Below are 20,236 nucleotides of genomic sequence, written 5' to 3'. Positions count from 1 at the left end.
GACCTTGCCCATCAGTCGGCCAGCTCCACTACCACCGGGGCGTGGTCCGAGGCGCCTTTGCCCTTGCGCTCCTCGCGGTCGATCATCGCCCCGGTCACGCGCGCTGCCAGGGCGGGGGAGGCCAGGACGAAGTCGATCCGCATGCCTTCCTTCTTCGGGAAGCGCAGCTGCGTGTAGTCCCAGTAGGTGTAGACGCCGGGCCCCGGCGTGTGCGGGCGGACCACATCCTGGAACCCGGCGTCCTGGAAGGCCCGGAAGGCTGCCCGTTCGGGCTCGCTGACGTGGGTGAGGCCTTCGGTCCGGAAGTAGTCGATGTCCCAGACGTCCTCGTCCTGGGGGGCGATGTTCCAGTCGCCCATCAGGGCGATCTGGGCCTCAGGGTCCGCCTGGACCCACGCCTCGGCATGGGACTTGAGCGTGTCCAGCCAGCTGAGCTTGTAAGGCATGTGTTCGTCATCGAGGGCGCGGCCGTTGGGGACGTACAGGCTCCAGACGCGGACGCCGCCGCATGTGGCGCCGATCGCCCTGGCTTCCTGCACGGCATCCTTGCCGTTCTTGCCGAAGACAGGCTGGTCCATGAAGGTGCGCTCGACGTCGTCGAGTCCCACGCGGGAGGCGATCGCCACCCCGTTCCACTGGCTCAGGCCGAAGTGCGCGACCTCATAGCCCATGCGCTCGAACAGTTCCCAGGGAAAGTTGTCGTCCTTGCATTTGGTTTCCTGGATGGCCAGGACGTCACAGTCGGTGCGCTGCAGCCAGGCCTCCACGCGGTCGGCACGGGCGCGGAGCGAGTTCACATTCCAAGTAGCAATCTTCACAGTCCCTAACTTACCGAACTTGTCAGCGGGGCGGAGCGGCCGGGCCTCCCCGGGCGCTCTGGAAATTAGTAGGAAGTCCGAGTATATTCAGAACCGGGGATGATCTGGGTCACACTTCGGCGAGGTCATCCAGGCCATCGACGCCGGCAGCAAGCCAGGCAACCACAGGTGCAAAGGAGCATTCGATCATGGTTCGTGAGCTATCCCATTACATTGGCGGAGAGCATGTGGAGGGCACCTCGGGGCGTTTCAGCGACGTCTATGATCCCTGCACCGGCGAGGTCCAGGCCCGCGTGCCGCTGGCCAGCGCCGAGGAAGTGCGCAACGTGGTCGCCAACGCGGAAAAGGGCCAGCTCGAATGGGCCGCCATGAATCCGCAGCGCCGCGGCCGGATCCTGCTCAAGTTCGTTGACCTCGTCAACGCGAACATGGACGAACTCGCCACCCTGCTCTCCTCCGAGCACGGCAAGACCTTCCTTGACGCGAAGGGCGACATCCAGCGCGGCATCGAGGTCGTGGAGTTCGCCGCGGGCGCCCCGCACCTGCTCAAGGGCGAATTCTCGGACAGCGCCGGCACCGGCATCGACGTCCACTCAATGCGCCAGCCACTCGGCGTCGTTGCCGGGATCACGCCGTTCAACTTCCCGGCCATGATCCCGCTCTGGAAGTCCGGGCCCGCCCTCGCCGCCGGCAACGCCTTCATCCTCAAGCCCTCCGAGCGGGACCCCTCCGTGCCGCTGCGCCTGGCCGAGCTTTTCACCGAGGCCGGACTGCCGGACGGCGTCTTCAACGTGGTCAACGGGGACAAGGAGGCCGTGGACGCGCTGCTGGAGGACTCCCGGGTCCAGGCCATCGGTTTCGTCGGGTCGACGCCGATCGCGCAGTACATCTACGCGACCGCCGCAGCCCACGGCAAACGCGCCCACTGCTTCGGCGGCGCCAAGAACCACATGGTCATCATGCCGGACGCGGACCTGGACATGGCCGCGGATGCCCTGATCGGCGCAGGCTTCGGCTCCGCCGGCGAACGCTGCATGGCGATCTCGGTCGCCGTGCCGGTCGGCCGGAAGACCGCCGACGCGCTCGTGGGCAAGCTGCAGGAGCGGATCGCGGACCTCAAGGTCGGCCACAGCCTCGCCAAGGACTCCGACTTCGGCCCTGTCGTGGCGCCCTCCGCCAAGGATCGGATCGAAGGCTACATTGCCTCCGGCGTCGAGGAAGGCGCCAGCCTGCTCACCGACGGCCGCGGCCTCAAGGTGGAAGGCTACGAGGGCGGTTTCTGGGTCGGCCCCACGCTCTTCGACAACGTCACCAAGGAAATGAAGATCTACAAAGAGGAGATCTTCGGCCCGGTGCTCAGCGTGCTCCGGGCGGAAAGCTACGACGAAGCGCTGCGCCTCTGCAGCGAAAACGAGTTCGGCAACGGCGTCGCGATCTTTACCCGCGACGGCGACGCGGCCCGCGACTTCGCTAGCCGCGTCCAGGTGGGCATGGTGGGCATCAACGTCCCGATCCCGGTACCGATCGCCTACTACACCTTCGGCGGCTGGAAGGCCTCCGGCTTCGGCGACCTGAACCAGCACGGCGCGGACGCCTTCCGTTTCTACACCAAGACCAAGACGGTCACCACCCGCTGGCCGTCGGGTATCCGGACCGGCGCCAGCTTCGTGATGCCGGAAGGCAGCTGATGGCGGAGCTGCCCGAAGTCTCCGGACCTGCCGCCGGCGAGGTGCTGTTTGAACGTCGCGGCCGGCTCGGCGTCGTCACCCTGAACCGGCCCAAGGCCGTGAACGCCCTGACCGCCGGCATGGCCTCCGCCATGCTGGAGCAGCTCACGCAGTGGGCCGACGACGACGCCATCGCGGCCGTGCTGGTCCGCGGCGCCGGCGACCGGGGCCTCTGCGCCGGGGGCGACATCGTGGCCATCTACCGGGACATGCTCGCCGGCGGGACCGGCACGTCGGAATTCTGGCAGGAAGAGTACCGGCTGAACGCCCTGATCGACGCCTTCCCCAAGCCGTACGTGGCGCTCATGGACGGGCTGGTCCTGGGCGGCGGCGTCGGCATCTCCGCGCACGGCTCGGTCCGGATCGTCACCGAACGCACCCGGATGGGGATGCCCGAGACGACGATCGGTTTCGTGCCCGACGTCGGCGGGACCCTGCTGCTCTCCCGCTCGCCGGGGGAGTCCGGCACCCATGCCGCCCTGACCGGTGCGCACCTCAGCGGTCCGGACGCGCTGTACCTGGGGCTCGCGGACCACTTCGTGCCCTCCGCGCACCTGGCGGAGCTCGCGGCGGCGCTGGAAAGCGAACCGGCGGACGCCGCCGTCGCGCGCTTCACGGAGCAGGCCCCGCCGTCCAGCCTCGAAGGACAGCGCGAATGGATCGACGTCTGCTACTCCAGTGACGACGCGGAGGAGATCGTTCGCCGGCTGCGCACTTTTGGGGGAGCAGCAGCCGCCGAGGCCGCCGACACGATTACCGCCAAGTCGCCGACGGCTGTGAAAGTCGCGCTCGAATCCCTGCGCCGGGTCCGAGGACTGAACCTGGCCCAGGCCCTGGAGCAGGAGTACCGGGTGGGCCTGCGGTTCCTGGCCGGCCCCGACTTCCGCGAGGGCATCCGGGCGCAGGTGGTGGACAAGGACCGCACGCCGCACTGGCAGCCCGCCGCGCTCGCGGACGTGACACGGGACGACGTCGAGTCCTACTTTGCGCCGCTGGGCGAGCGTGAACTGAAGCTCTCTTCAAAGGAGAAGAACAATGCCTGAGACCACAGCAAAGGAAGGCCGCATCGCCTTCCTCGGGCTCGGCCACATGGGCGGCCCGATGGCCGTCAACCTGGTCAAGGCCGGCTACAGCGTGACCGGATTCGACGTCGTGCCTGCGGCCATCGAGGCGGCAACGGCCCACGGCATCGCCACGGCCGGCACCGCCGCCGAAGCCGTAGCCGGCGCCGCCGTCGTGCTGACCATGCTGCCCAGCGGCAAGCACCTCCTGGATGCCTACCGCGGCACCGGCGGCCAGCCCGGCCTGCTGGACGTGGCCGGGCCCGACACCATGTTCCTGGACTGCTCGACGATCAACGTGGACGAGGCCCGCGAGGCCGCCCAGCTGGCGGTCGCCGCCGGCCATCGCGCCGTCGATGCGCCTGTCTCCGGCGGGGTCGTGGGTGCCGAGGCAGGCACCCTGACGTTCATGGTGGGCGCCCTGCCGGAGGACTTCGGGACCGTTCAGCCGATGCTGGAGGTAATGGGCAAACGCGTGGTCCATTGCGGGGAACACGGTGCCGGACAGGCCGCGAAGATCTGTAACAACATGATCCTGGGCGTCTCCATGATCGCGGTCAGCGAGGCCTTCGTGCTCGGCGAAAAACTGGGGCTGACCCACCAGGCGCTGTTTGACGTCGCTTCCGCCGCCTCGGGACAGTGCTGGGCGCTGACCACGAACTGCCCGGTGCCCGGACCGGTCCCCACGAGCCCGGCCAACCGGGATTACCAGCCCGGTTTCGCGGGAGCGCTCATGGCGAAGGACCTCAAACTGGCGCTGAACGCGCTGCAGAGCACCGGCGTCGCGGCCCGGCTCGGCCCGCTCGCGTCGGAAATTTACGATACGTTTGCCGCGGAAGGCGGGGCGGGCCGGGACTTCTCCGGCATCATTACCGACATCCGGGACAAATCAGGCTCCGGCGCGGCCGGGCGCTAGGCCCGGACCGAAGCCAAACCGGCACCAGATCCGGAACCAGACTCAAAACCAGCTAAGGGGAACACTCATGACGGATCAGTACGCCAACATCCTGGTGGAGCGCCGCGGCCGCGTGGGCCTCGTGACGCTAAATCGGCCGGAAGCCCTGAATGCCTTGAACAAGGCCACGATGGACGAACTCGTCAAGGCCGTCACCGCGATGGACGCGGACCCCGCGGTGGGTGCGGTGGTGGTGACCGGTTCGGCGAAGGCCTTCGCAGCCGGCGCCGACATCAAGGAAATGCAGTCCAAGGGGTACATGGACATGTACGCGGCGGACTGGTTCCGCGGCTGGGAGGACTTCACCCGGCTGCGTATCCCCGTCGTCGCGGCCGTGTCCGGATTCGCCCTCGGCGGCGGCTGCGAGCTGGCCATGATGTGCGATTTCATCATCGCCGGGGACAACGCCAAGTTCGGCCAGCCGGAAATCAACCTCGGCGTGCTCCCGGGCATGGGCGGCTCGCAGCGCCTGACCCGCGCGGTGGGCAAGTCCAAGGCGATGGACATGATCCTGACCGGCCGCTTCATGGACGCCGAGGAGGCTGAACGGGCGGGCCTGGTCTCCCGCGTGGTCCCGGCCGCGGATGTTGTCGAGGAGGCGCTGAAAGCCGCCGAGGTGATCGCGTCCAAGTCGAAGCCCGTGGCGATGGTGGCCAAGGAAGCGGTTAACGCCGCCTTCGAGACCGGACTTGCCCAGGGCGTGCTGTTTGAGCGGCGCGTCTTCCACTCGCTGTTCGCCACCGAGGACCAGAAGGAAGGCATGGCCGCCTTCACGGAGAAGCGCCAGCCCGAGTTCAACCACCGCTAGGCTGCACCGCAGGCCCTCCCCGAAAAGAGGTAGCCATCATGAACACCGGTTTCCTGGGCGTCGGAGCCTCCCCGGAGGAGGTCCATGCCCTGGTGGCCGGTGACGGCCTTGTCCCCGCACCTGACGTCGTCATGGACCGGGCCTTTGACCTGCCCGCAGCACCCGAAGCGGTCTGGCCGTGGATGCTCCAGCTGGGCAAGGAGCGCTCCGGCTGGTACCTGCCCCGCTGGGCGGAGCGCCTGGTTCCGCCCGGCCGGCGCGCCCTCCGGCACATCGACCCCGGGCTGCTGGACCTGCGGGCCGGGGATGTGATCGCCGACTGGGGCGGCCCGGGGGCCAGCTTTGAAATCGTGGGTATCGACCCGCCCCGGGCCCTCGTACACCGCTCCCGCCGCGGCACGGTGTCCATCAGCTGGGCCATCGTGCTGCGGCCGGTCCCGGCGCCGGTTCCGGCGGCCGGGCTGTCCACCCGGGTGCACCTTCGGCTCCGGCTCGCGGGCGTCCGGCGGCGCCGTCTCGTGGAGACGGGAGGAGGGTTGTTCGACCTGCTCACCATCGCCGGCCTGGCGGCAGGCCTGCGGGAGCGGCTCAGCCGGTGATGGCCCTGCCGTCGCGATCGGGCCGGATCCCGGAGTGCGCCGGCGCTGGTGCGCTGGATGCCAGCAGCGGCCCGCGTCAGGTGCCCGGGACGTCCCCGGGGAACTCTTCCCGGTACACGAGGTAGTGCCGGTCCGTCAGGGCCAGCGTGCCCCGGACCATGCGGTGCGGCCGGTACAGGTGCCCGTAGGGGTCCTGCAGGATCGTCTCCTGCAGGTCTTTTGCGGTGAGCAGCAACGCATTGACGTCCTCCAGCGACCCAAGATGGTGTGTCCGGCCCGGCTGGCGCACGATCCACGCCCTGCCTTCCTCTGTCCCGGCGGCCGTTTCTTCCAGTACTTCGAAGAGGGAGGCCAGGAACCCGGCCTCGGAGTCCGGCGTCAGCCGCTCCAGGGGGTACCTGCGCGGGTTCTCCTGCTGCGCGGCCTCCCAGGCCGCCCGCAGCCGGTCAATATCCGCCTTCCCGGTGGGGTGCCCCAGCGTGAGGTGTCCGCCTGCACCGGCCAGCAGCGGGTAGCCATTGCCTGCCCTGTCGATGATGCTGTCAGCATTGCCGGTGGATTCGAAGTTGCGGACCGCGGCTTCGGCAGAGGCTGCGTAGCCGAATAAGCTGCCGCCCACCGTAATGAAGTCCGTGTCCCCGGATCCGGGCCCGGCCCCAATTCCCTGCCATGTCCCCATGTGATCCTCCCTAGCCGCTGAAGTCCCCGGCATTCCGGCGGAATGTGCCCAGGATCCGGATCAGCTGGTCGACGTCCTGCTCGGCGAAGCCGGACTGGCCGAAGACTTCGGAGTTGAGCACCGCCGTCGCCCGCTTGGCCAGGGTGCGCCCCTCGGGGGTGAGCTCAATCAACGTGGTGCGCCCGTCGGTGGGATGCGGCGAACGGATGACGAGGCCGGCGTCCTGGAGTCGGTCGACGGCGTTGGTCACGGAGGTGGGGTGGACCTGCAGGAGGGCGCTGGCCTTGTTCATCGGCAGGGCGCCGCTGCGGGCGAAACTCAGCAGCGCCAGGAGTTCGTACCGGGCGAAGGTCAGCCCGAACGGTTTGAGAGCGGCTTCGATTCGGGCCAGCAGGATTTGCTGGGTGCGCATGATGGCGGTGATGGCGGCCATCGGTGCGGCAACGTCGGCCCAGCCGTGCCGTTCCCAGTTCAGCCGGGCCTCGGCGATCGGATCACGCGGCAGCGGCGTTGCCACGGTCAGCCCTGGCCTTTCAGGCCCGGGAAGTCCGACTCGGAGTACTCGACGCCGAGCCCGGCCGGAACAGTGCCGCCGCCGTGCCGGAGTTCCTCGTTGTGCCGCAGTTCCACGCGCCGGATCTTGCCGGAGATCGTCTTGGGCAGCTCGGCAAACTCGAGCCGGCGGATCCGCTTGAACGGGGCCAGATGGTCGCGGCAGTACCGCAGGATGTCCTCGGCGAGCTCGGGCCCGGGCTGGTGCCCGGCGGCCAGGACCACAAAGGCCTTGGGTACCGAGAGCTTGAGCGGATCGGGGGAGGGGACGACGGCGGCCTCCGCGACCGCCGGGTGCTCGATCAGCACGCTTTCGAGCTCGAAAGGGGACAGCCGGTAGTCGGAGGACTTGAAGACGTCGTCGCCCCGGCCCACGTAGGTGATGATGCCGCGCTCGTCCCGGCTCGCCATGTCCCCCGTGTGGTAGTAGCCGCCGCGGAAGGCGTCCGCCGTTTTTTCCGGGTCCCCGTAGTACGCTTTCATGAGCCCGACGGGCCGGGGATCGAGGCGCAGGCAGAGCTCGCCGTCGTCGCCATCTTCACCGGTGGCGGGGTCGACCAGCACGACGTCGTACCCCGGCAGCGGCCTGCCCATGGCGCCGATCTTGATCGGCTGGCCGGGGGTGTTAGCGATCTGCACGGTGGACTCGGTCTGGCCGAAGCCGTCACGGATGGTCTGCCCCCAGGCACGGTTAACCTGGTCGATCACCTCGGCGTTGAGCGGCTCGCCGGCGGACACCACCTTCGTGGGCGGGTTCTTCAACAGTGTGAGGTCGGCCTGGATGAGCATGCGCCAGACGGTGGGCGGGGCGCAGAAGCTCGTCACGGCCTCGCGGTCCATCTGCTCCATCAGGGCCTTCGCGTCGAAGCGCTCATAGTTGTAGATGAACACGCAGGCCTCGGCGATCCACGGCGTGAAGACGTTGGACCAGGCGTGCTTCGCCCAGCCCGGGGAGGCCACGTTAAGGTGCACATCGCCGGGCTCCATCCCGATCCAGAACATCGTGGACAGGTGCCCTACCGGATACGAGGTATGCGTGTGTTCCACCAGTTTGGCCTTGGACGTGGTGCCGGACGTGAAATACAGCAGCAGAGTCTCGTCGGCCAGGGTCGGGGCGTCGGGGGTGAAGTCCGGCGAAGCGGACGAGGACTCCAGATACTGCAGGGCCCCGGCCGTGCCGGTCCCGCCGTCGCCGATTTCGATCAGCGCATAGTCGCCGGGTACGTCGGCGAACTTCGCGATGTTGGCGCTTCCGGCGGCGGCCCAGGTGGCGCCGCCGCGCTCCACCCGGTCCAGCAGGTCCGCCGGTCCCATCAGGGTGGTGGTGGGGATCATGACGATGCCCAGCTTGATGCCGGCCAGCATGAGCTCCCAGAGCTCCACCTGATTGCCGAGCATGATGATCATCCGGTCCCCGCGCCGGACACCCTGGCGCCGCAGCCAGTTGGCGACCTGGGACGAACGCTGTGAGAGGTCCGCGAAGCTGCGCCGTGTCGCGGAGCCGTCCTGCTCGACGATCACGAGGGCCGGTCTGTGGGCCTTGGCCGGGTCCGCCGCGATCTGGTCGAACCAGTCGAGGGCAAAGTTGAACTCCTCAAAGCGCGGCCACCGGAATTCGCTGCGCGCTGCGTCATAGTCCTGGCGAAGGGCGAGCAGCCTGTCCCGTGCGGCGCGGAATTCCTCAGTGACGGTCATGGTGCACCTTTCGACGTCTTCGCGCGGAGCCGTCCCGGGCCCGGCGCCATTGCCTGATGGGCGCACGGCCCGGCACGAAGCCCTGCCTAGTGATCCCCATCACTCTGCAATATACTAGGACATCCAAGGGTTTGGAAGAGCGGCGCTGCCCAGCAGGCGGCGCATGAGGAAGGGATACATGCCCGTGCAGCCACAAGGACGTGCCAGCGGACAAACGCTCGTCTCGACGGGGGCCCGGACGGGCGCCGACACGGCGGAGGGGCCCGCGGCGGTGCCGCCGTTTCCGGACGCGGACCTGATGTACATCGTGGACCTGCTGCCGCCGGAGGAACGGATCCGTTACCAGGAGATCCGCGACTTCCTCCAGTCCCGGGTCCGGGCGGCCTCGATCGAATACTGGAACCGTGAGGAATTCCCTTTCGACCTGCTGGCCGAACTGGGCAAGCACGGCCTGGGCGGGCTACAGACCGACGGCACATCCAAGCTCTTCAAGGGCTTGATGTACGTCGAAGTGGCCCGCGCCGATGTATCGCTCTCGGCACTCGTCGGCATCCACAACGAACTGATCGTCGGCATGATCGACCAGCTCGGCTCCGCAGAACAGAAATCCCGGTGGCTGCCGGGACTCACCGCCTTCACCGAGTTGGGAGCCTTTGCCCTGACGGAGCCCGACCATGGCTCGGACATCGCCGGCGGCCTGGCCACCACGGCGCGGCTGGAGGACGGCGAATGGGTGATCAACGGCGCCAAACGATGGATCGGTGCCGGCACCATCGCAGACTTCGCGCTCGTCTGGGCGCGGGACGTCGCCGACCAACAGATCAAAGGCTTCATCGTCGAGACGGACAGGCCCGGCTACACCGCCACCAAGATCGCCAACAAGATCGGGCTGCGGATCATGCAGAACGCGGACATCGTGCTCGACGACGTCCGCATTCCCGAGTCCAACCTGCTGCCCGGGGCCACCGACTTCGGCAAAGCCAACGAACTCCTGCGCGATTCGCGCGCCTGGGTGGGCTGGCAAGGTGCCGGGATCCAGCTGGCCGCGTTCGACGTCGCGCGGTCCTACTCCCTTGAGCGCAAGCAGTTCGGCAAGGAGCTGGCCCGTTTCCAGCTCATCCAGCAGCAGCTCGCCGAGATCCTGGGCAACGCCACTGCCTCGCTGGCCCTCATGGCGCAGCTGGCCCGGATCCAGGAGGACGGCAAGCTGGAAATGGTCCAGGCGGCGATGGCCAAATCCACCACCACCCGGCTGGCCCGGGCCTCGGTGGCCATGGGCCGGTCGCTCATGGGCGGCAACGGGATCAGCAGCGACTACGAGATGGGCAAGCTCTTCGGCGACGCCGAAATCCTGTACACCTACGAGGGCAGCTACGAAATCAATTCCCTGATCGTGGCCCGGGCCGTGACCGGGAAGTCGGCGTTCGTCTAAGCGCTGCGGCCCTGGTTGGCGGCGGAGCGCCCGTCGGGTTCCCCCTCGGCGTACCGCAGGCTGCGGTTGCGTCCGCCATGCTTGGCGGCGTACAGCGCACGGTCCGCACAGGCCAGGAGGCTGTGCGAGCCGGCCTCGCGCAGCTCGCAGACTCCGGCCGAGACCGTAATGGAGCCCGCCTCGCCGAAGGGTGCGGACGCGATCGCGGACCGTGCCCGTTCCGCAGCCTGCAGGGCAGCCGTGCTGTCGGTTCCGGGCAGGAGCCACACGAACTCCTCGCCGCCGAACCTGGCGATGACCTCTCCCTGGCGGGCGACCTGGCGCAGCCTGGCGGCGACCTCTGCGAGCACGGCGTCCCCGGTCAGGTGGCCGAAGGAATCATTGACTTTCTTGAAGTGGTCGATGTCGAGGACCACGGCGCTGAGGCTTGTGCCGCGGGAGGTGGCCAGCTCCGTTTCCCGGTCGAGATGCTCTTCCAGGGCACGGCGGTTCGGCAGCCCGCTCAGGGCATCCGTGCTGGCCTGAAGCTCCAGGCTGGACCGCGCTTCGGCGTTGCCGATCGCGATTTCCACGAGTTCCGCGAACTGCGCCAGCCGGTCCACCATGGCCCCGGTGACCCCGGCCGGGGACTTGGAGGTCAGTGTGACGACGCCCCAAAGCCGGCCGTGGACCCGGATGGGAGCCGCCGCCGCCGAGCGGAAGCCTCCGGCGAGCATCTGGTCCGAGGCCGGGCCGCCTTCCGGACCGTAAACCACCAGGGCAGGCTTGCCCGTCACGGCAACGCGGACAGTGGCCGACGCGTCCGTGGGGGAGAAGATCTGCTCGCGGCTCAGGGCCAGCGGACGGGCCGGTGCCATCGCCACGATTTCCGCCGAGGAGGCGCCCGTTAGACGGACGACGGCAGCCGAGTCCACACCGAAGAGCGAGCGCACGATGAACGCGACCTTCTCGGAGATGTCCGTGGGGGCGGCATTGCGGGCTACTGCGGTGGCGATCTCGTGCAGTGCCGCCCAGGTCTGCTCCTGCTCGAGCCGTTCGGTCATGTCCACGGCCACCACCATCCCGGCAGTGGCCTCGCCGGCCGAGAAGACCGGGCCGGCCGTCAGCCGGTACGTGCGGTGGCCGATCTGCCGGCCCCATGTGACCTCCTGCCCGGCCAGGGCTGCCCGGTACCGAGGCTCGAGCTCGTTGGCCAGATTGCCTTTCAGGACTTCATGGATGAGCCGGCCCTCGAGATCGACGGTGTGGTAGCCGAACGTCTCCAGCTCCTGTCCTTCGGCGATGAGATAGCGGAGGTCGGCGTCGAAGAGGAGCACAAAGACGCCGGGGACGCTCCGCGCCAGCGCCCGGTACCGGTCCATGTCCCGCTGCCTGTTGCGGTCGGAGAGCACCCGCTCGGTGATATCGGTGACCAGGACGAAGAAACCGTGGACGACGCCGTCGCGCAGGTCCGGCATGTAGGAGGCCTGGGTGTAGCGCGTCTTGCCGGCGGCATCAACGAGGGTGCGGTCGAACAGCTGCGGCTCTCCCGTGAGCACCTTGACCATGTAGGGATGGTTCGCCGCGAAAAGCTCGTCGCCGAGCAACTCCCGGATATGCATGCCGCGCATCCTGGCCGGGGCCACGCCGAACCATTCGCGGTAGGAATCGTTGGCAAGGCAGTTGCGGAGGTCCCTGTCCCAGTACCCCACCATCGCCGGGATGCCGTTCAGCACCGCCAGCACTTGGGCGGGCAGTTCCGGCATGGGCTGCAGGTCTGCATCCACCCGGTTGGGAGACGTGCGAATACTCATCGCCCCAGTATCCATGGGACGTCCCGCCATGGGGAAACCGTCACGGCATGAACCGGTACCCGATACCTGCCTCGGTGAGCAGATGGCGGGGTTTGGCGGTGTCCGGTTCCAGCTTGCGCCGCAGCTGGGCCATGTAGACCCGGAGGTAGTTGGTTTCCTTGGCATACGCGGGACCCCAGACCTCGGAGAGCAGCTGTCGCTGGGTGATGAGCTTCTCGGGATTCCGGACCAGCACCTCCAGGATGTTCCATTCGGTGGGGGTCAGCCGCACATCCACGCCGTCGCGGATGACGCGGTGTTTGCCCAGGTCCACGGTGAAGGCCTCGGTGGTAACCACGGGTGCCTGCTCCGGGTCGACGCTGCGGCGCAGCAGGGCGCGGATCCGGGCCAGCAGCTCATCGAGGCCAAACGGTTTCGTGATGTAGTCGTCCGCGCCGGCGTCGAGTGCTTCCACTTTGTCCTCGGAGCCGTGGCGGGCGGAGAGCACCAGGATGGGGACCTGGCTCCAGGAGCGGAGCTCCCGCAGCACTGTGGTGCCGTCAATGTCGGGCAGCCCCAGGTCGAGGATGATCAGCGCCAAGGGATGCTGGGATGCCGTCAGCAGGGCAGAACGGCCGTCAGCCGCAGTCGTCACCGCGTAGCCGTGGGCCTGCAGCGTGATCCGGAGCGCCCTCAGCAGGTGCGGGTCGTCATCGACCACCAGGACGGCGGTCATCCGGCGTCCGGTCCAGGCGTGAGCGGCAGGGTATGGCGGCGGCGCCCCAGGACCGACTGCGGCTCGACCGGGGCCTGGGCGCGGCGTGCATCGAACGGCATGCCTGCCGACAGGGGAAGCCGGATGACCATGGTCAATCCGCCACCTGGTGTCTCTTCCGCAGCCAGGCTTCCGCCCATGGCCTCGGTGAATCCTTTCGCCACGGCCAGTCCGAGTCCGATTCCGGTGGCCTGCGGCGTGTCATCGAGCCGCTGGAACGGACGGAACATCTCGACCACCCTCTCCGCAGGAACGCCGCGACCATGATCAATGATCCGCAGCTCGCCCGCCGGGCGTCCTTCGAGAGCCGCCGGGCTGAGGCCGCCGGCCGTCCCCGCCAGGACAATGCCTGAGTCCGGGGCGTATTTCACGGCGTTTTCGACGATGTTCGCAATGACCCGTTCCAGCATTCCCGGGTCGGCGTCGATTTCGGGCATGTTGGCGGGAAGGTCCACGCGGACCCTGCCCTCGGGGACGGCGCTGAGGGCTGCCGGGATCACTTCGAACCAGCGCACCGGCCTGAGCAGGGGATTGACGGCATCCGAGGTGATCCGGGACATGTCCAGCAGATTCCCCACCAGTGCGTCCAACCGGTCCGAGCACTCCTCGATGGTGGCCAGCAACTCCTGCTCCTCTTCCCGCGTGTAGCGGACGTCGTCATGCCGCAGGCCGCCGACGGCGAGCTTGATCCCGGCCAGCGGGGTGCGCAGGTCGTGGGACACGGCGCGCAGGATGGAAGTGCGCATGGTGTTGCTCTCGGCCAGGCGCAGCATCTCCCGACGGCTGGCAACGAGCTGCTGGCGTTCGAGCTGGGCCGCCACGTGGACACCGAAGGCCCCCAGGAGGCGCCGGTCGCTGGCCGGCAGGATCCGTCCGAACAGGACAAGGCGCGTGGCGGCATCGATCTCCTCAACGTTCTCGCCCCTGGCGTCGCCGTCCCGTCCTGCCTCGGCGGCGACCGGGATCTCGCCGGCCGTGGCGAGCAGCCGCCACGGCCGCCCGCTGGCCGCGCTTGTGGTGCCGTCACCGCCGTTGGACTCACGGGTGAACAACGCGGTGCCCCGGACCTGGAAAACATCCAGCGCCTGCTCCAACAGCGCCTGGACGGTGTCCTCCGACCCGGCGGCGCCGCGGGTCAGGTCACCCAGCGTTGTAGCCTCGGCACGGGCCAGGGCTGCCTCCTTGGAACGGCGGGCAGAAAGGTCGACGACGACCGCGACAGCTGCCGAGACACCAACGAACACCAGCAGGGCGAGGAAGTTCTGCGGATCCCTGATAGTCAAGTTGCCGAGGGGTGGGGTGGAGAAGTAGTTCACCAGGAGGCTGCTCCAAAGTGCGGCTAGGATCGCCGGCCACAGCCCTCCCACTAGGGCCACCGCGACAGAGCCGGTGAGCTGGACCAGCATCGCCGTGGCCACGTTCCGCTCCGGGTTCAGGACCAGCAGCAGGAACTGCAGGAGGGCAGGGAGCGCCACGGCCAGGACGAGCCCCACCGCGACCCTGACACGGCCCAGGTCCCGTTCCCGGGAGGGCCGGGTGCCATGGCCGCCGAGCGGATGGGAGACCATGTGGACATCGATGTCGCCGGAATCCCGGACCACCCTGGTCCCGACCCCGCCGCCGAGCAGGCTTCCCAGCAGCCCGGCGATCTTCTTGCGCCGGGAGATGCCGACGACGATCTGGGTTGCGTTGACGCTGCGGGCAAAGTCCAGGAGGGCGTCGGCAGGGTCCTCGCCCGTCACGATGTGGTAGCTGCCGCCCAGGTCCTGGATCAAGTGGCGCTGGGCGTCCAGGGCCTGGGGCGATTCGCCCGCTACACCGTCCGCGGCCCGGACGTGCACGGCCAGCAAGTCCCCGCCGTTGACCCGGTTGAGGATCCTGGCGCCCCGGCGGATCAGGACGTCCCCTTCCGGACCGCCCGTCAGCCCCACCACGATGCGCTCGCGGGCCGGCCAGCTTTCCTCGATGCCGTTTTCGGCCCGGTATTTGGCCAGGCCCTCGTCCACGCGGTCCGCCAGCCATAGGAGCGCCAGCTCCCGCAGGGCGGTGAGGTTGCCCAGCCGGAAGTAGTTCGAGAGGGCGGCGTCGATCTTCTCGGGCGCGTAGATCTTGCCGTCGCCCAAGCGCTGGCGGAGCAGTTCCGGGGAGATATCAACGAGGTGGATCTGGTCCGCCCGGCGGACGACGTCGTCGGGCACCGTCTCCGCCTGGTGGACGTCGGTGATGGCACTGACGACGTCGCCCAGGGACGCAAGATGCTGGATATTGACGGTGGAGAGCACATCGATGCCCGCGTCCAGCAGCGCGTCAACATCCTGCCAGCGTTTGGGATTGCGGCTGCCGGGGATGTTGGAGTGGGCGTATTCGTCCACGACGGCGGTACCCGGCGCCCGTGCCAGGACGGCATCCAGGTCCATCTCGTCAAACTCGGTGCCCCGGTAGGGCAGGCGCTTGGGCGGGATGACTTCGAGACCACCCAGGAGCGCGCGCGTTTCGCTGCGCCCGTGGTCCATGGCGAACGCCACCACCACGTCCTCACCGCGCCGGCCCAGCCGGTGCGCCTCTTCGAGCATCTCGTAGGTCTTGCCGACCCCAGGTGCGGCCCCCAGGAAGATGCGCAGCGTTCCACGTGCCATGCCGTCATTCTTTCACTTGGATTGGGGCGGCGGCGACGCCTTGGCAGCGGCAGCCACGTCGAGGTTCAAGGCCGTCACATTGACAGATGCCTGGCCGAGGAAGGCCTCGAGGCCGTTGCTGGTGTGCCGGTCCACCAGCGACGCGACAGCGTCGGTGCTGAGGCCCTGTGCTGCGGCTACCCGCGAAACCTGGAGCCGGGCGTACGCCGGGGAGATGTCAGGGTCCAGTCCCGAACCGCTGGACGTCACGGCGTCCGCTGGCACTTCCGCCTCGCTGACCCGTTCAGCCGCCGCGACGGCGGACCGGCTCGCGGCCACGGCGTCGAGCAGTTTCGGATCGTTGGGGCCGAGGTTGCTGGCCGAGGACGACGCCGGATCCCACTTCACGGCGGAAGGCCGGGCGTGGAAGAACCGCGGGTCCTGGGCTCCGGCGTCGTCGGCGGAGGCCTGGACGATCAGCGCCGACGCGGCCGGCGCGCCGGTCCCGTCTTTGATGATGGAACCGTTTGCCTGGTACGGGGCGATCAGCTGCCCGACGCCGAAGACGGCCAGGGGGTATGCCACGCCGAGGACAAGAGTGGCGAAGAACAGGAACCGGACGGCGGTGCCTGCCTGCCGGAGGTAGCCGGTGAGAGTGTTCATGGGGATGTTCCTAGCCGATTCCGGGGATGAGCGAAATCATGAGGTCGATGATCTTGATGCCGATGAACGGTGCGATAAGTCCGCCGAGCCCGTAGATCAGCAGGTTCCGGGCCAGCGCCTGGTTCGCGGACACGGCACGGTATTTCACGCCGCGGAGCGCGAGCGGCACCAGGGCGATGATGATCATGGCGTTGAAGATCACCGCCGAGAGGATGGCTGAGGACGGTGTGGCGAGGCCCATGATGTTCAGCAGTCCGAGCCCGGGGAAGGTGGCCGTGAAGAGCGCGGGCACGATCGCGAAGTATTTGGCGACGTCGTTGGCGACCGAGAAGGTGGTCAGGGCTCCGCGGGTGATGAGCAGCTGCTTGCCGATGCCGACGATGTTGATGAGCTTGGTGGGGTCGGAGTCGAGGTCCACCATGTTGGCGGCGTCCTTGGCGGCGGGGGTGCCGGAGTTCATGGCGACGCCGACATCTGCCGCGGCCAGGGCCGGGGCGTCGTTAGTGCCGTCCCCGGTCATGGCCACGAGCCGGCCTGCGGCCTGTTCCTTTTTGATGACCGCGAGTTTGTCCTCCGGGGTTGCTTCGGCCAGGAAATCGTCGACCCCGGCCTCGGCGGCGATGGCCTTGGCGGTGATGGGATTGTCGCCGGTGATCATGACGGTCCGGATGCCCATTTGCCGCAGTTCGGCGAAGCGGGCGTGCATGCCGGGTTTGACGACGTCGGCCAGATGGATGGTCCCCAGGACATCGGCGCGGCCGTCCTTGCTAACCTGGGCGACGAGCAGGGGTGTGCCGCCCTGGGCGGAGATTTCGTTGACCCTGTGGTCGACCTCCGCCGGGGTGTGTCCGCCGTATTCGGCAACGAATGCCGTCACCGCGGAGGCGGCGCCTTTTCGGATTTGGAGCCCGTCCAGGTCCAACCCGCTCATGCGGGTGCTGGCGCTGAACGCGACCACGGCAAAATCGCGGGAGCTGCGTTCAAGGATGGCCAGATCCTGCCCCGTTACGCCCTTGTCCGCGGCGAGGTCCACGATCGAGCGGCCCTCGGGGGTATCGTCGGCCAGGCTGCAGACCCGTGCCGCTTCGATGAGCCGGGTCCGCTCCACATGGTTGGCGGGGAAGAAATTGACGGCGCGGCGGTTGCCGTACGTGATGGTCCCGGTCTTGTCGAGCAGGAGCGTGGTGATGTCCCCGGCGGTTTCGACGGCACGGCCGGAGGTGGCCAGCACGTTGTGCTGGACCAGGCGGTCCATGCCGGCGATCCCGATCGCCGGGACCAGCGCGCCGATGGTGGTGGGGATCAGGCAGACCAGCAGGGCCACCAGCACGATCGGGGACGGCGTGGCGCCGGCCAGGGCGGCAAACGGGGCCAGCGACATGGTCACGGCCAGGAACACGATGGTCAGGGATACGAGCAAGACGTGAAGCGCGATTTCGTTGGGGGTCTTCTGCCGCACTGCGCCCTCGACCAGCTTGATCATCCGGTCGATGAACGTTTCGCCGGGCGCGGCGGTGATCCGGATGACGATCCGGTCCGAGAGGACCTTGGTGCCGCCGGTGACGGAGGAGCGGTCTCCGCCGGATTCGCGGATGACAGGGGCGGATTCGCCGGTGATGGTCGATTCGTCGACGCTGGCCAGGCCTTCGATGATTTCGCCGTCCGAGGGGATGACGTCCCCGGCTTCGCAGATCACAACGTCGCCCCGCCGCAACTCCGCGCCGGGGACCTCTTTGGTGGTGCCGTCGGGCTGCCGGAGCCGGGCCTGCACGCCTTTGCGGCTGGCGCGCAGGCTGTCGGCCTGGGCCTTGCCGCGGCCCTCGGCGATGGATTCGGACAGGGTGCCGAAGAGCACGGTGAGCCACAGCCACACGGTGACTGCGATGCCGAAGACCGAAGGCCGGTACAGGGAAATCGCCGTACACAGGGCCGCCCCCACCAATACGGTGAACATGACCGGGGAATGGATCATCTGCCGGGGCGCGAGCTTCCTGACGGCCAGCGGCAGGGCGGCTGCGACGGACGCGAGCGTCAGTTTTGCCGGGGCCTTGGTGTGGTGCTTGTGCTCGCCGGGGGTGCCGAGAGGGTTGCCGTCGGCATAGGTGGCGGCCGCAGTGTCCGTACGGGACGGGGTCATTTCAGGAGTCCTTCTGCGAGGGGGCCCAGTGCGAGGGCCGGGAAGTAGCTCAGAGCGGTGAAAATCACTGTGACACCGAGCAGCAGTCCGGTGAACAGCGGGCCGTGGGTGGGGACGGTACCTGCGGAGGCGGGAATCTTGCCCTGGCGGGCGAGGGAGCCGGCGAGGGCGAGGACCAGGACAATCGGGAGGAAGCGGCCCAGGAGCATCGCCAGGCCCATCATTGTGGAGAGGTAGGGGCCCGAGGTGGTGATGCCGCCGAAGGCGGAGCCGTTGTTGTTGGCCCCGGAGGTGAAGGCGTAGAGCACTTCGCTGAACTGGTGCGGGCCGGTGGCCGGAGCGTTGGCCATGGTGTCAGGGAGCAGGACGGTGATGCCGGACAGGGCCAGGACCACGGTCGGGGTGACGAGGATGTACATCGCGGCCAGCTTCATTTCCGTCGGGCCGATCTTCTTGCCCAGGTATTCCGGCGTGCGCCCGACCATGAGGCCGGCGATGAACACGGAAATGATGGACAGGATCAGCAGGCCGTAGAGCCCGGACCCGGTTCCGCCGGGGGCGACTTCGCCGAGCATCATGTTCACCATGGCCACCCCGCCCGCCAGCGGCGGCAGGGAATCGTGGGCGACGTTGACCGCCCCGGTGGAGGTCAGCGTGGTGGACGTGGCGAAGATCGCGCTTGGCACAGGGCCGAAGCGCTGCTCAAAGCCTTCGCCCAGGCCGCCGGCCGCCGCCGTCGCGGTTCCCTGGCCCGAGGAGACAGCCCAACCCATCAGGGAAACCGACGCCAGCCACAGGGTGCCCATGACAGCGGCAACCGTGTAGCCCTGCTTCTGGTCCCCGACCATCCGGCCGAAGGCGTAGGGCAGCGCCGAGGGAATGAGCAGGAGCAGGAACACCTCGAAGAAGCTGATGAGGGCGCTGGGGTTCTCGAACGGGTGGGCGGAGTTGGCATTGAAGTAGCCGCCGCCGTTGGTCCCGAGTTCCTTGATGGCCTCCTGGGACGCGACAGGTCCGCCGGGAATGCTCTGGCTGATCCCGGAAACCTGGTTGGTGACGTCGGTAGGCCAGAAGTTCTGCACCACGCCGCCGATGACCATCACCGCCGCCGCGACGAACGCGAGCGGGAGCAGGAGCCGGAACGACGTCCGGGCCAGGTCCACCCAGAAGTTCCCCAGCCGGTTCGTCCGGGCGCGGGCGATGCCTCGGATGAGGGCGACGACGACGACGATACCGACGGCGGCAGAGAGGAAGTTCTGCACCGCCAGCAGGGTCATTTGCACGAAGATGCCGACGGTGGTCTCCGGCACGTAGGTCTGCCAGTTCGTGTTGGTCACAAAGGAAATGGCGGTGTTCATGGCAATCCACGGATCCACGCCGGGCAGCGATCCGCTGCCGGGCAGGACGCCCTGCAGGCGCTGGAGGCCGAACACAGCCAGGATAGAGACCGCGGAGAACGCCAGGACGCTGCGCAGGTAGACCGACCATGTCTGGTCGGTGTCGGCGTCGATCCCCGCGAGCCGGTAGAAGAGCCGCTCGGGCCGGCTGGAGGTGGTGCCCTCGAAAACCCGGGCCAGGTAGATGCCGAAGGGTTTGTGCAGGGCTGCCAGGACAATGAGAAGTGCCGCCACCTGGATGACAAAGGATGCAGTGTTGAAGGTCATGATCCGCTCACCACTTTTCCGGATGGATCAGGACCGCCAGCAGGTAGCCGAAGAGGCAGAGTCCCGCGATCAGCAGGCCCAGCCACATGATCGCGTCGGCGCTCATTGCCCGCCCTCCGGCCGGGCATCGGCACTGCTGACCATTCGGGCCAGCAACTGGCCGATCCACATGACGAACCCCATGGACACCATGAAGATTCCGATCACAGCCACATCGGCCATAACGGCTTCCTTTCCTCCGCGCCCCGTTTGCCGGGCTAGGTCCAGTCAAACCCCGGAGAACC

17 protein-coding genes are annotated in these 20,236 nt (G+C 68.1%); 6 read left to right on the top strand and 11 right to left on the bottom strand.

Translation table 11 applies throughout. From position 1 onward, the window contains the following. Window positions 1–11: 11 nt before the first annotated feature. Complete coding sequence (locus tag AC1DES_RS04480; protein ID WP_476894468.1) at window positions 12–818, bottom strand: exodeoxyribonuclease III; 807 nt, start codon at window positions 816–818, stop codon at window positions 12–14. Between the two features lie 188 nt (window positions 819–1,006). Between AC1DES_RS04480 and AC1DES_RS04475 the strand changes: the two genes are divergently transcribed. From AC1DES_RS04475 to AC1DES_RS04455, 5 genes are all read left to right on the top strand, one after another. Continuing rightward, complete coding sequence (locus AC1DES_RS04475; protein WP_476894467.1) at window positions 1,007–2,506, top strand: CoA-acylating methylmalonate-semialdehyde dehydrogenase; 1,500 nt, start codon at window positions 1,007–1,009, stop codon at window positions 2,504–2,506. Continuing rightward, window positions 2,506–3,588, top strand: coding sequence for an enoyl-CoA hydratase/isomerase family protein (locus AC1DES_RS04470; protein WP_476894466.1), 1,083 nt, complete (start codon window positions 2,506–2,508; stop codon window positions 3,586–3,588). The genes AC1DES_RS04475 and AC1DES_RS04470 overlap by 1 nt, the downstream gene beginning before the upstream one ends. Further along, window positions 3,581–4,522, top strand: a complete 942-nt coding sequence (mmsB, locus tag AC1DES_RS04465) for a 3-hydroxyisobutyrate dehydrogenase (protein ID WP_476894465.1) — start codon at window positions 3,581–3,583, stop codon at window positions 4,520–4,522. Before AC1DES_RS04470 ends, mmsB begins: the two co-directional genes overlap by 8 nt. A 67-nt stretch (window positions 4,523–4,589) precedes the next feature. Further along, window positions 4,590–5,369 (top strand): enoyl-CoA hydratase, encoded by a 780-nt coding sequence (locus AC1DES_RS04460; protein WP_476894464.1) that lies wholly within the window; start codon window positions 4,590–4,592, stop codon window positions 5,367–5,369. Between the two features lie 38 nt (window positions 5,370–5,407). Continuing rightward, window positions 5,408–5,968, top strand: a complete 561-nt coding sequence (locus tag AC1DES_RS04455) for a hypothetical protein (RefSeq protein ID WP_476894463.1) — start codon at window positions 5,408–5,410, stop codon at window positions 5,966–5,968. Window positions 5,969–6,044: 76 nt separating this feature from the next. On the opposite strand, the gene AC1DES_RS04450 is transcribed toward AC1DES_RS04455, so the two are convergent. The 3 genes from AC1DES_RS04450 to AC1DES_RS04440 are packed head-to-tail and all read right to left on the bottom strand — an operon-like array spanning window position 6,045 to window position 8,894. After that, a complete protein-coding gene (locus AC1DES_RS04450) occupies window positions 6,045–6,647 on the bottom strand; it encodes a hypothetical protein (RefSeq protein WP_476894462.1) in 603 nt (200 codons plus the stop codon). A 10-nt stretch (window positions 6,648–6,657) separates the two neighbouring features. Beyond that, a complete protein-coding gene (locus AC1DES_RS04445) occupies window positions 6,658–7,164 on the bottom strand; it encodes a MarR family winged helix-turn-helix transcriptional regulator (protein WP_476894461.1) in 507 nt (168 codons plus the stop codon). A 2-nt stretch (window positions 7,165–7,166) separates the two neighbouring features. Next, complete coding sequence (locus tag AC1DES_RS04440) at window positions 7,167–8,894, bottom strand: AMP-binding protein (protein WP_476894460.1); 1,728 nt, start codon at window positions 8,892–8,894, stop codon at window positions 7,167–7,169. Window positions 8,895–9,192: 298 nt separating this feature from the next. On the opposite strand from AC1DES_RS04440, the gene AC1DES_RS04435 reads away from it, so the two are divergent. After that, complete coding sequence (locus AC1DES_RS04435) at window positions 9,193–10,326, top strand: acyl-CoA dehydrogenase family protein (protein ID WP_476894507.1); 1,134 nt, start codon at window positions 9,193–9,195, stop codon at window positions 10,324–10,326. On the opposite strand, the gene AC1DES_RS04430 is transcribed toward AC1DES_RS04435, so the two are convergent. From AC1DES_RS04430 to AC1DES_RS04400, 7 genes are read right to left on the bottom strand one after another with little or no spacing between them, the layout of a single operon-like run. Then, entirely contained in the window at window positions 10,323–12,119 is a 1,797-nt protein-coding gene (locus AC1DES_RS04430) for a sensor domain-containing diguanylate cyclase (RefSeq protein WP_476894459.1), read from the bottom strand. The two genes, AC1DES_RS04435 and AC1DES_RS04430, sit on opposite strands and share 4 nt — an antisense overlap. Before the next feature lie 40 nt (window positions 12,120–12,159). Next, window positions 12,160–12,834: a response regulator gene (locus tag AC1DES_RS04425; RefSeq protein ID WP_476894458.1), complete on the bottom strand. Its 675-nt coding sequence runs from the start codon at window positions 12,832–12,834 to the stop codon at window positions 12,160–12,162. After that, a complete protein-coding gene (locus tag AC1DES_RS04420; RefSeq protein WP_476894457.1) occupies window positions 12,831–15,509 on the bottom strand; it encodes a DUF4118 domain-containing protein in 2,679 nt (892 codons plus the stop codon). Before AC1DES_RS04420 ends, AC1DES_RS04425 begins: the two co-directional genes overlap by 4 nt. A gap of 12 nt (window positions 15,510–15,521) precedes the next feature. Beyond that, window positions 15,522–16,151, bottom strand: coding sequence for a K(+)-transporting ATPase subunit C (gene kdpC / locus AC1DES_RS04415; protein WP_476894456.1), 630 nt, complete (start codon window positions 16,149–16,151; stop codon window positions 15,522–15,524). 10 nt (window positions 16,152–16,161) lie between these two features. Next, entirely contained in the window at window positions 16,162–18,288 is a 2,127-nt protein-coding gene (kdpB, locus tag AC1DES_RS04410; RefSeq protein ID WP_476894455.1) for a potassium-transporting ATPase subunit KdpB, read from the bottom strand. Continuing rightward, a complete protein-coding gene (kdpA, locus tag AC1DES_RS04405) occupies window positions 18,285–19,952 on the bottom strand; it encodes a potassium-transporting ATPase subunit KdpA (protein WP_476894454.1) in 1,668 nt (555 codons plus the stop codon). Before kdpA ends, kdpB begins: the two co-directional genes overlap by 4 nt. Before the next feature lie 7 nt (window positions 19,953–19,959). Then, window positions 19,960–20,058: a potassium-transporting ATPase subunit F gene (locus AC1DES_RS04400; protein WP_476894453.1), complete on the bottom strand. Its 99-nt coding sequence runs from the start codon at window positions 20,056–20,058 to the stop codon at window positions 19,960–19,962. Window positions 20,059–20,236: the final 178 nt, after the last annotated feature.

Source organism: Arthrobacter sp. 05T442 (assembly GCF_056395945.1).
The sequence above is the reverse complement of the archived record's forward strand: the minus strand, read 5'-3'. Positions and strand labels throughout refer to the sequence as shown.

Bases quoted from the DNA above. Each gene is read 5' to 3' on its own strand.
- AC1DES_RS04475 (WP_476894467.1), top strand. From the start codon at position 1,007: ATGGTTCGTGAGCTATCCCATTACATTGGCGGAGAGCATGTGGAGGGC.
- AC1DES_RS04470 (WP_476894466.1), top strand. From the start codon at position 2,506: ATGGCGGAGCTGCCCGAAGTCTCCGGACCTGCCGCCGGCGAGGTGCTG.
- mmsB (WP_476894465.1), top strand. From the start codon at position 3,581: ATGCCTGAGACCACAGCAAAGGAAGGCCGCATCGCCTTCCTCGGGCTC.
- AC1DES_RS04460 (WP_476894464.1), top strand. From the start codon at position 4,590: ATGACGGATCAGTACGCCAACATCCTGGTGGAGCGCCGCGGCCGCGTG.
- AC1DES_RS04455 (WP_476894463.1), top strand. From the start codon at position 5,408: ATGAACACCGGTTTCCTGGGCGTCGGAGCCTCCCCGGAGGAGGTCCAT.
- AC1DES_RS04450 (WP_476894462.1), bottom strand. From the start codon at position 6,647: ATGGGGACATGGCAGGGAATTGGGGCCGGGCCCGGATCCGGGGACACG.
- AC1DES_RS04440 (WP_476894460.1), bottom strand. From the start codon at position 8,894: ATGACCGTCACTGAGGAATTCCGCGCCGCACGGGACAGGCTGCTCGCC.
- AC1DES_RS04435 (WP_476894507.1), top strand. From the start codon at position 9,193: ATGTACATCGTGGACCTGCTGCCGCCGGAGGAACGGATCCGTTACCAG.
- AC1DES_RS04430 (WP_476894459.1), bottom strand. From the start codon at position 12,119: ATGAGTATTCGCACGTCTCCCAACCGGGTGGATGCAGACCTGCAGCCC.
- AC1DES_RS04425 (WP_476894458.1), bottom strand. From the start codon at position 12,834: ATGACCGCCGTCCTGGTGGTCGATGACGACCCGCACCTGCTGAGGGCG.
- AC1DES_RS04420 (WP_476894457.1), bottom strand. From the start codon at position 15,509: ATGGCACGTGGAACGCTGCGCATCTTCCTGGGGGCCGCACCTGGGGTC.
- kdpC (WP_476894456.1), bottom strand. From the start codon at position 16,151: ATGAACACTCTCACCGGCTACCTCCGGCAGGCAGGCACCGCCGTCCGG.
- kdpB (WP_476894455.1), bottom strand. From the start codon at position 18,288: ATGACCCCGTCCCGTACGGACACTGCGGCCGCCACCTATGCCGACGGC.
- kdpA (WP_476894454.1), bottom strand. From the start codon at position 19,952: ATGACCTTCAACACTGCATCCTTTGTCATCCAGGTGGCGGCACTTCTC.
- AC1DES_RS04400 (WP_476894453.1), bottom strand. From the start codon at position 20,058: ATGAGCGCCGACGCGATCATGTGGCTGGGCCTGCTGATCGCGGGACTC.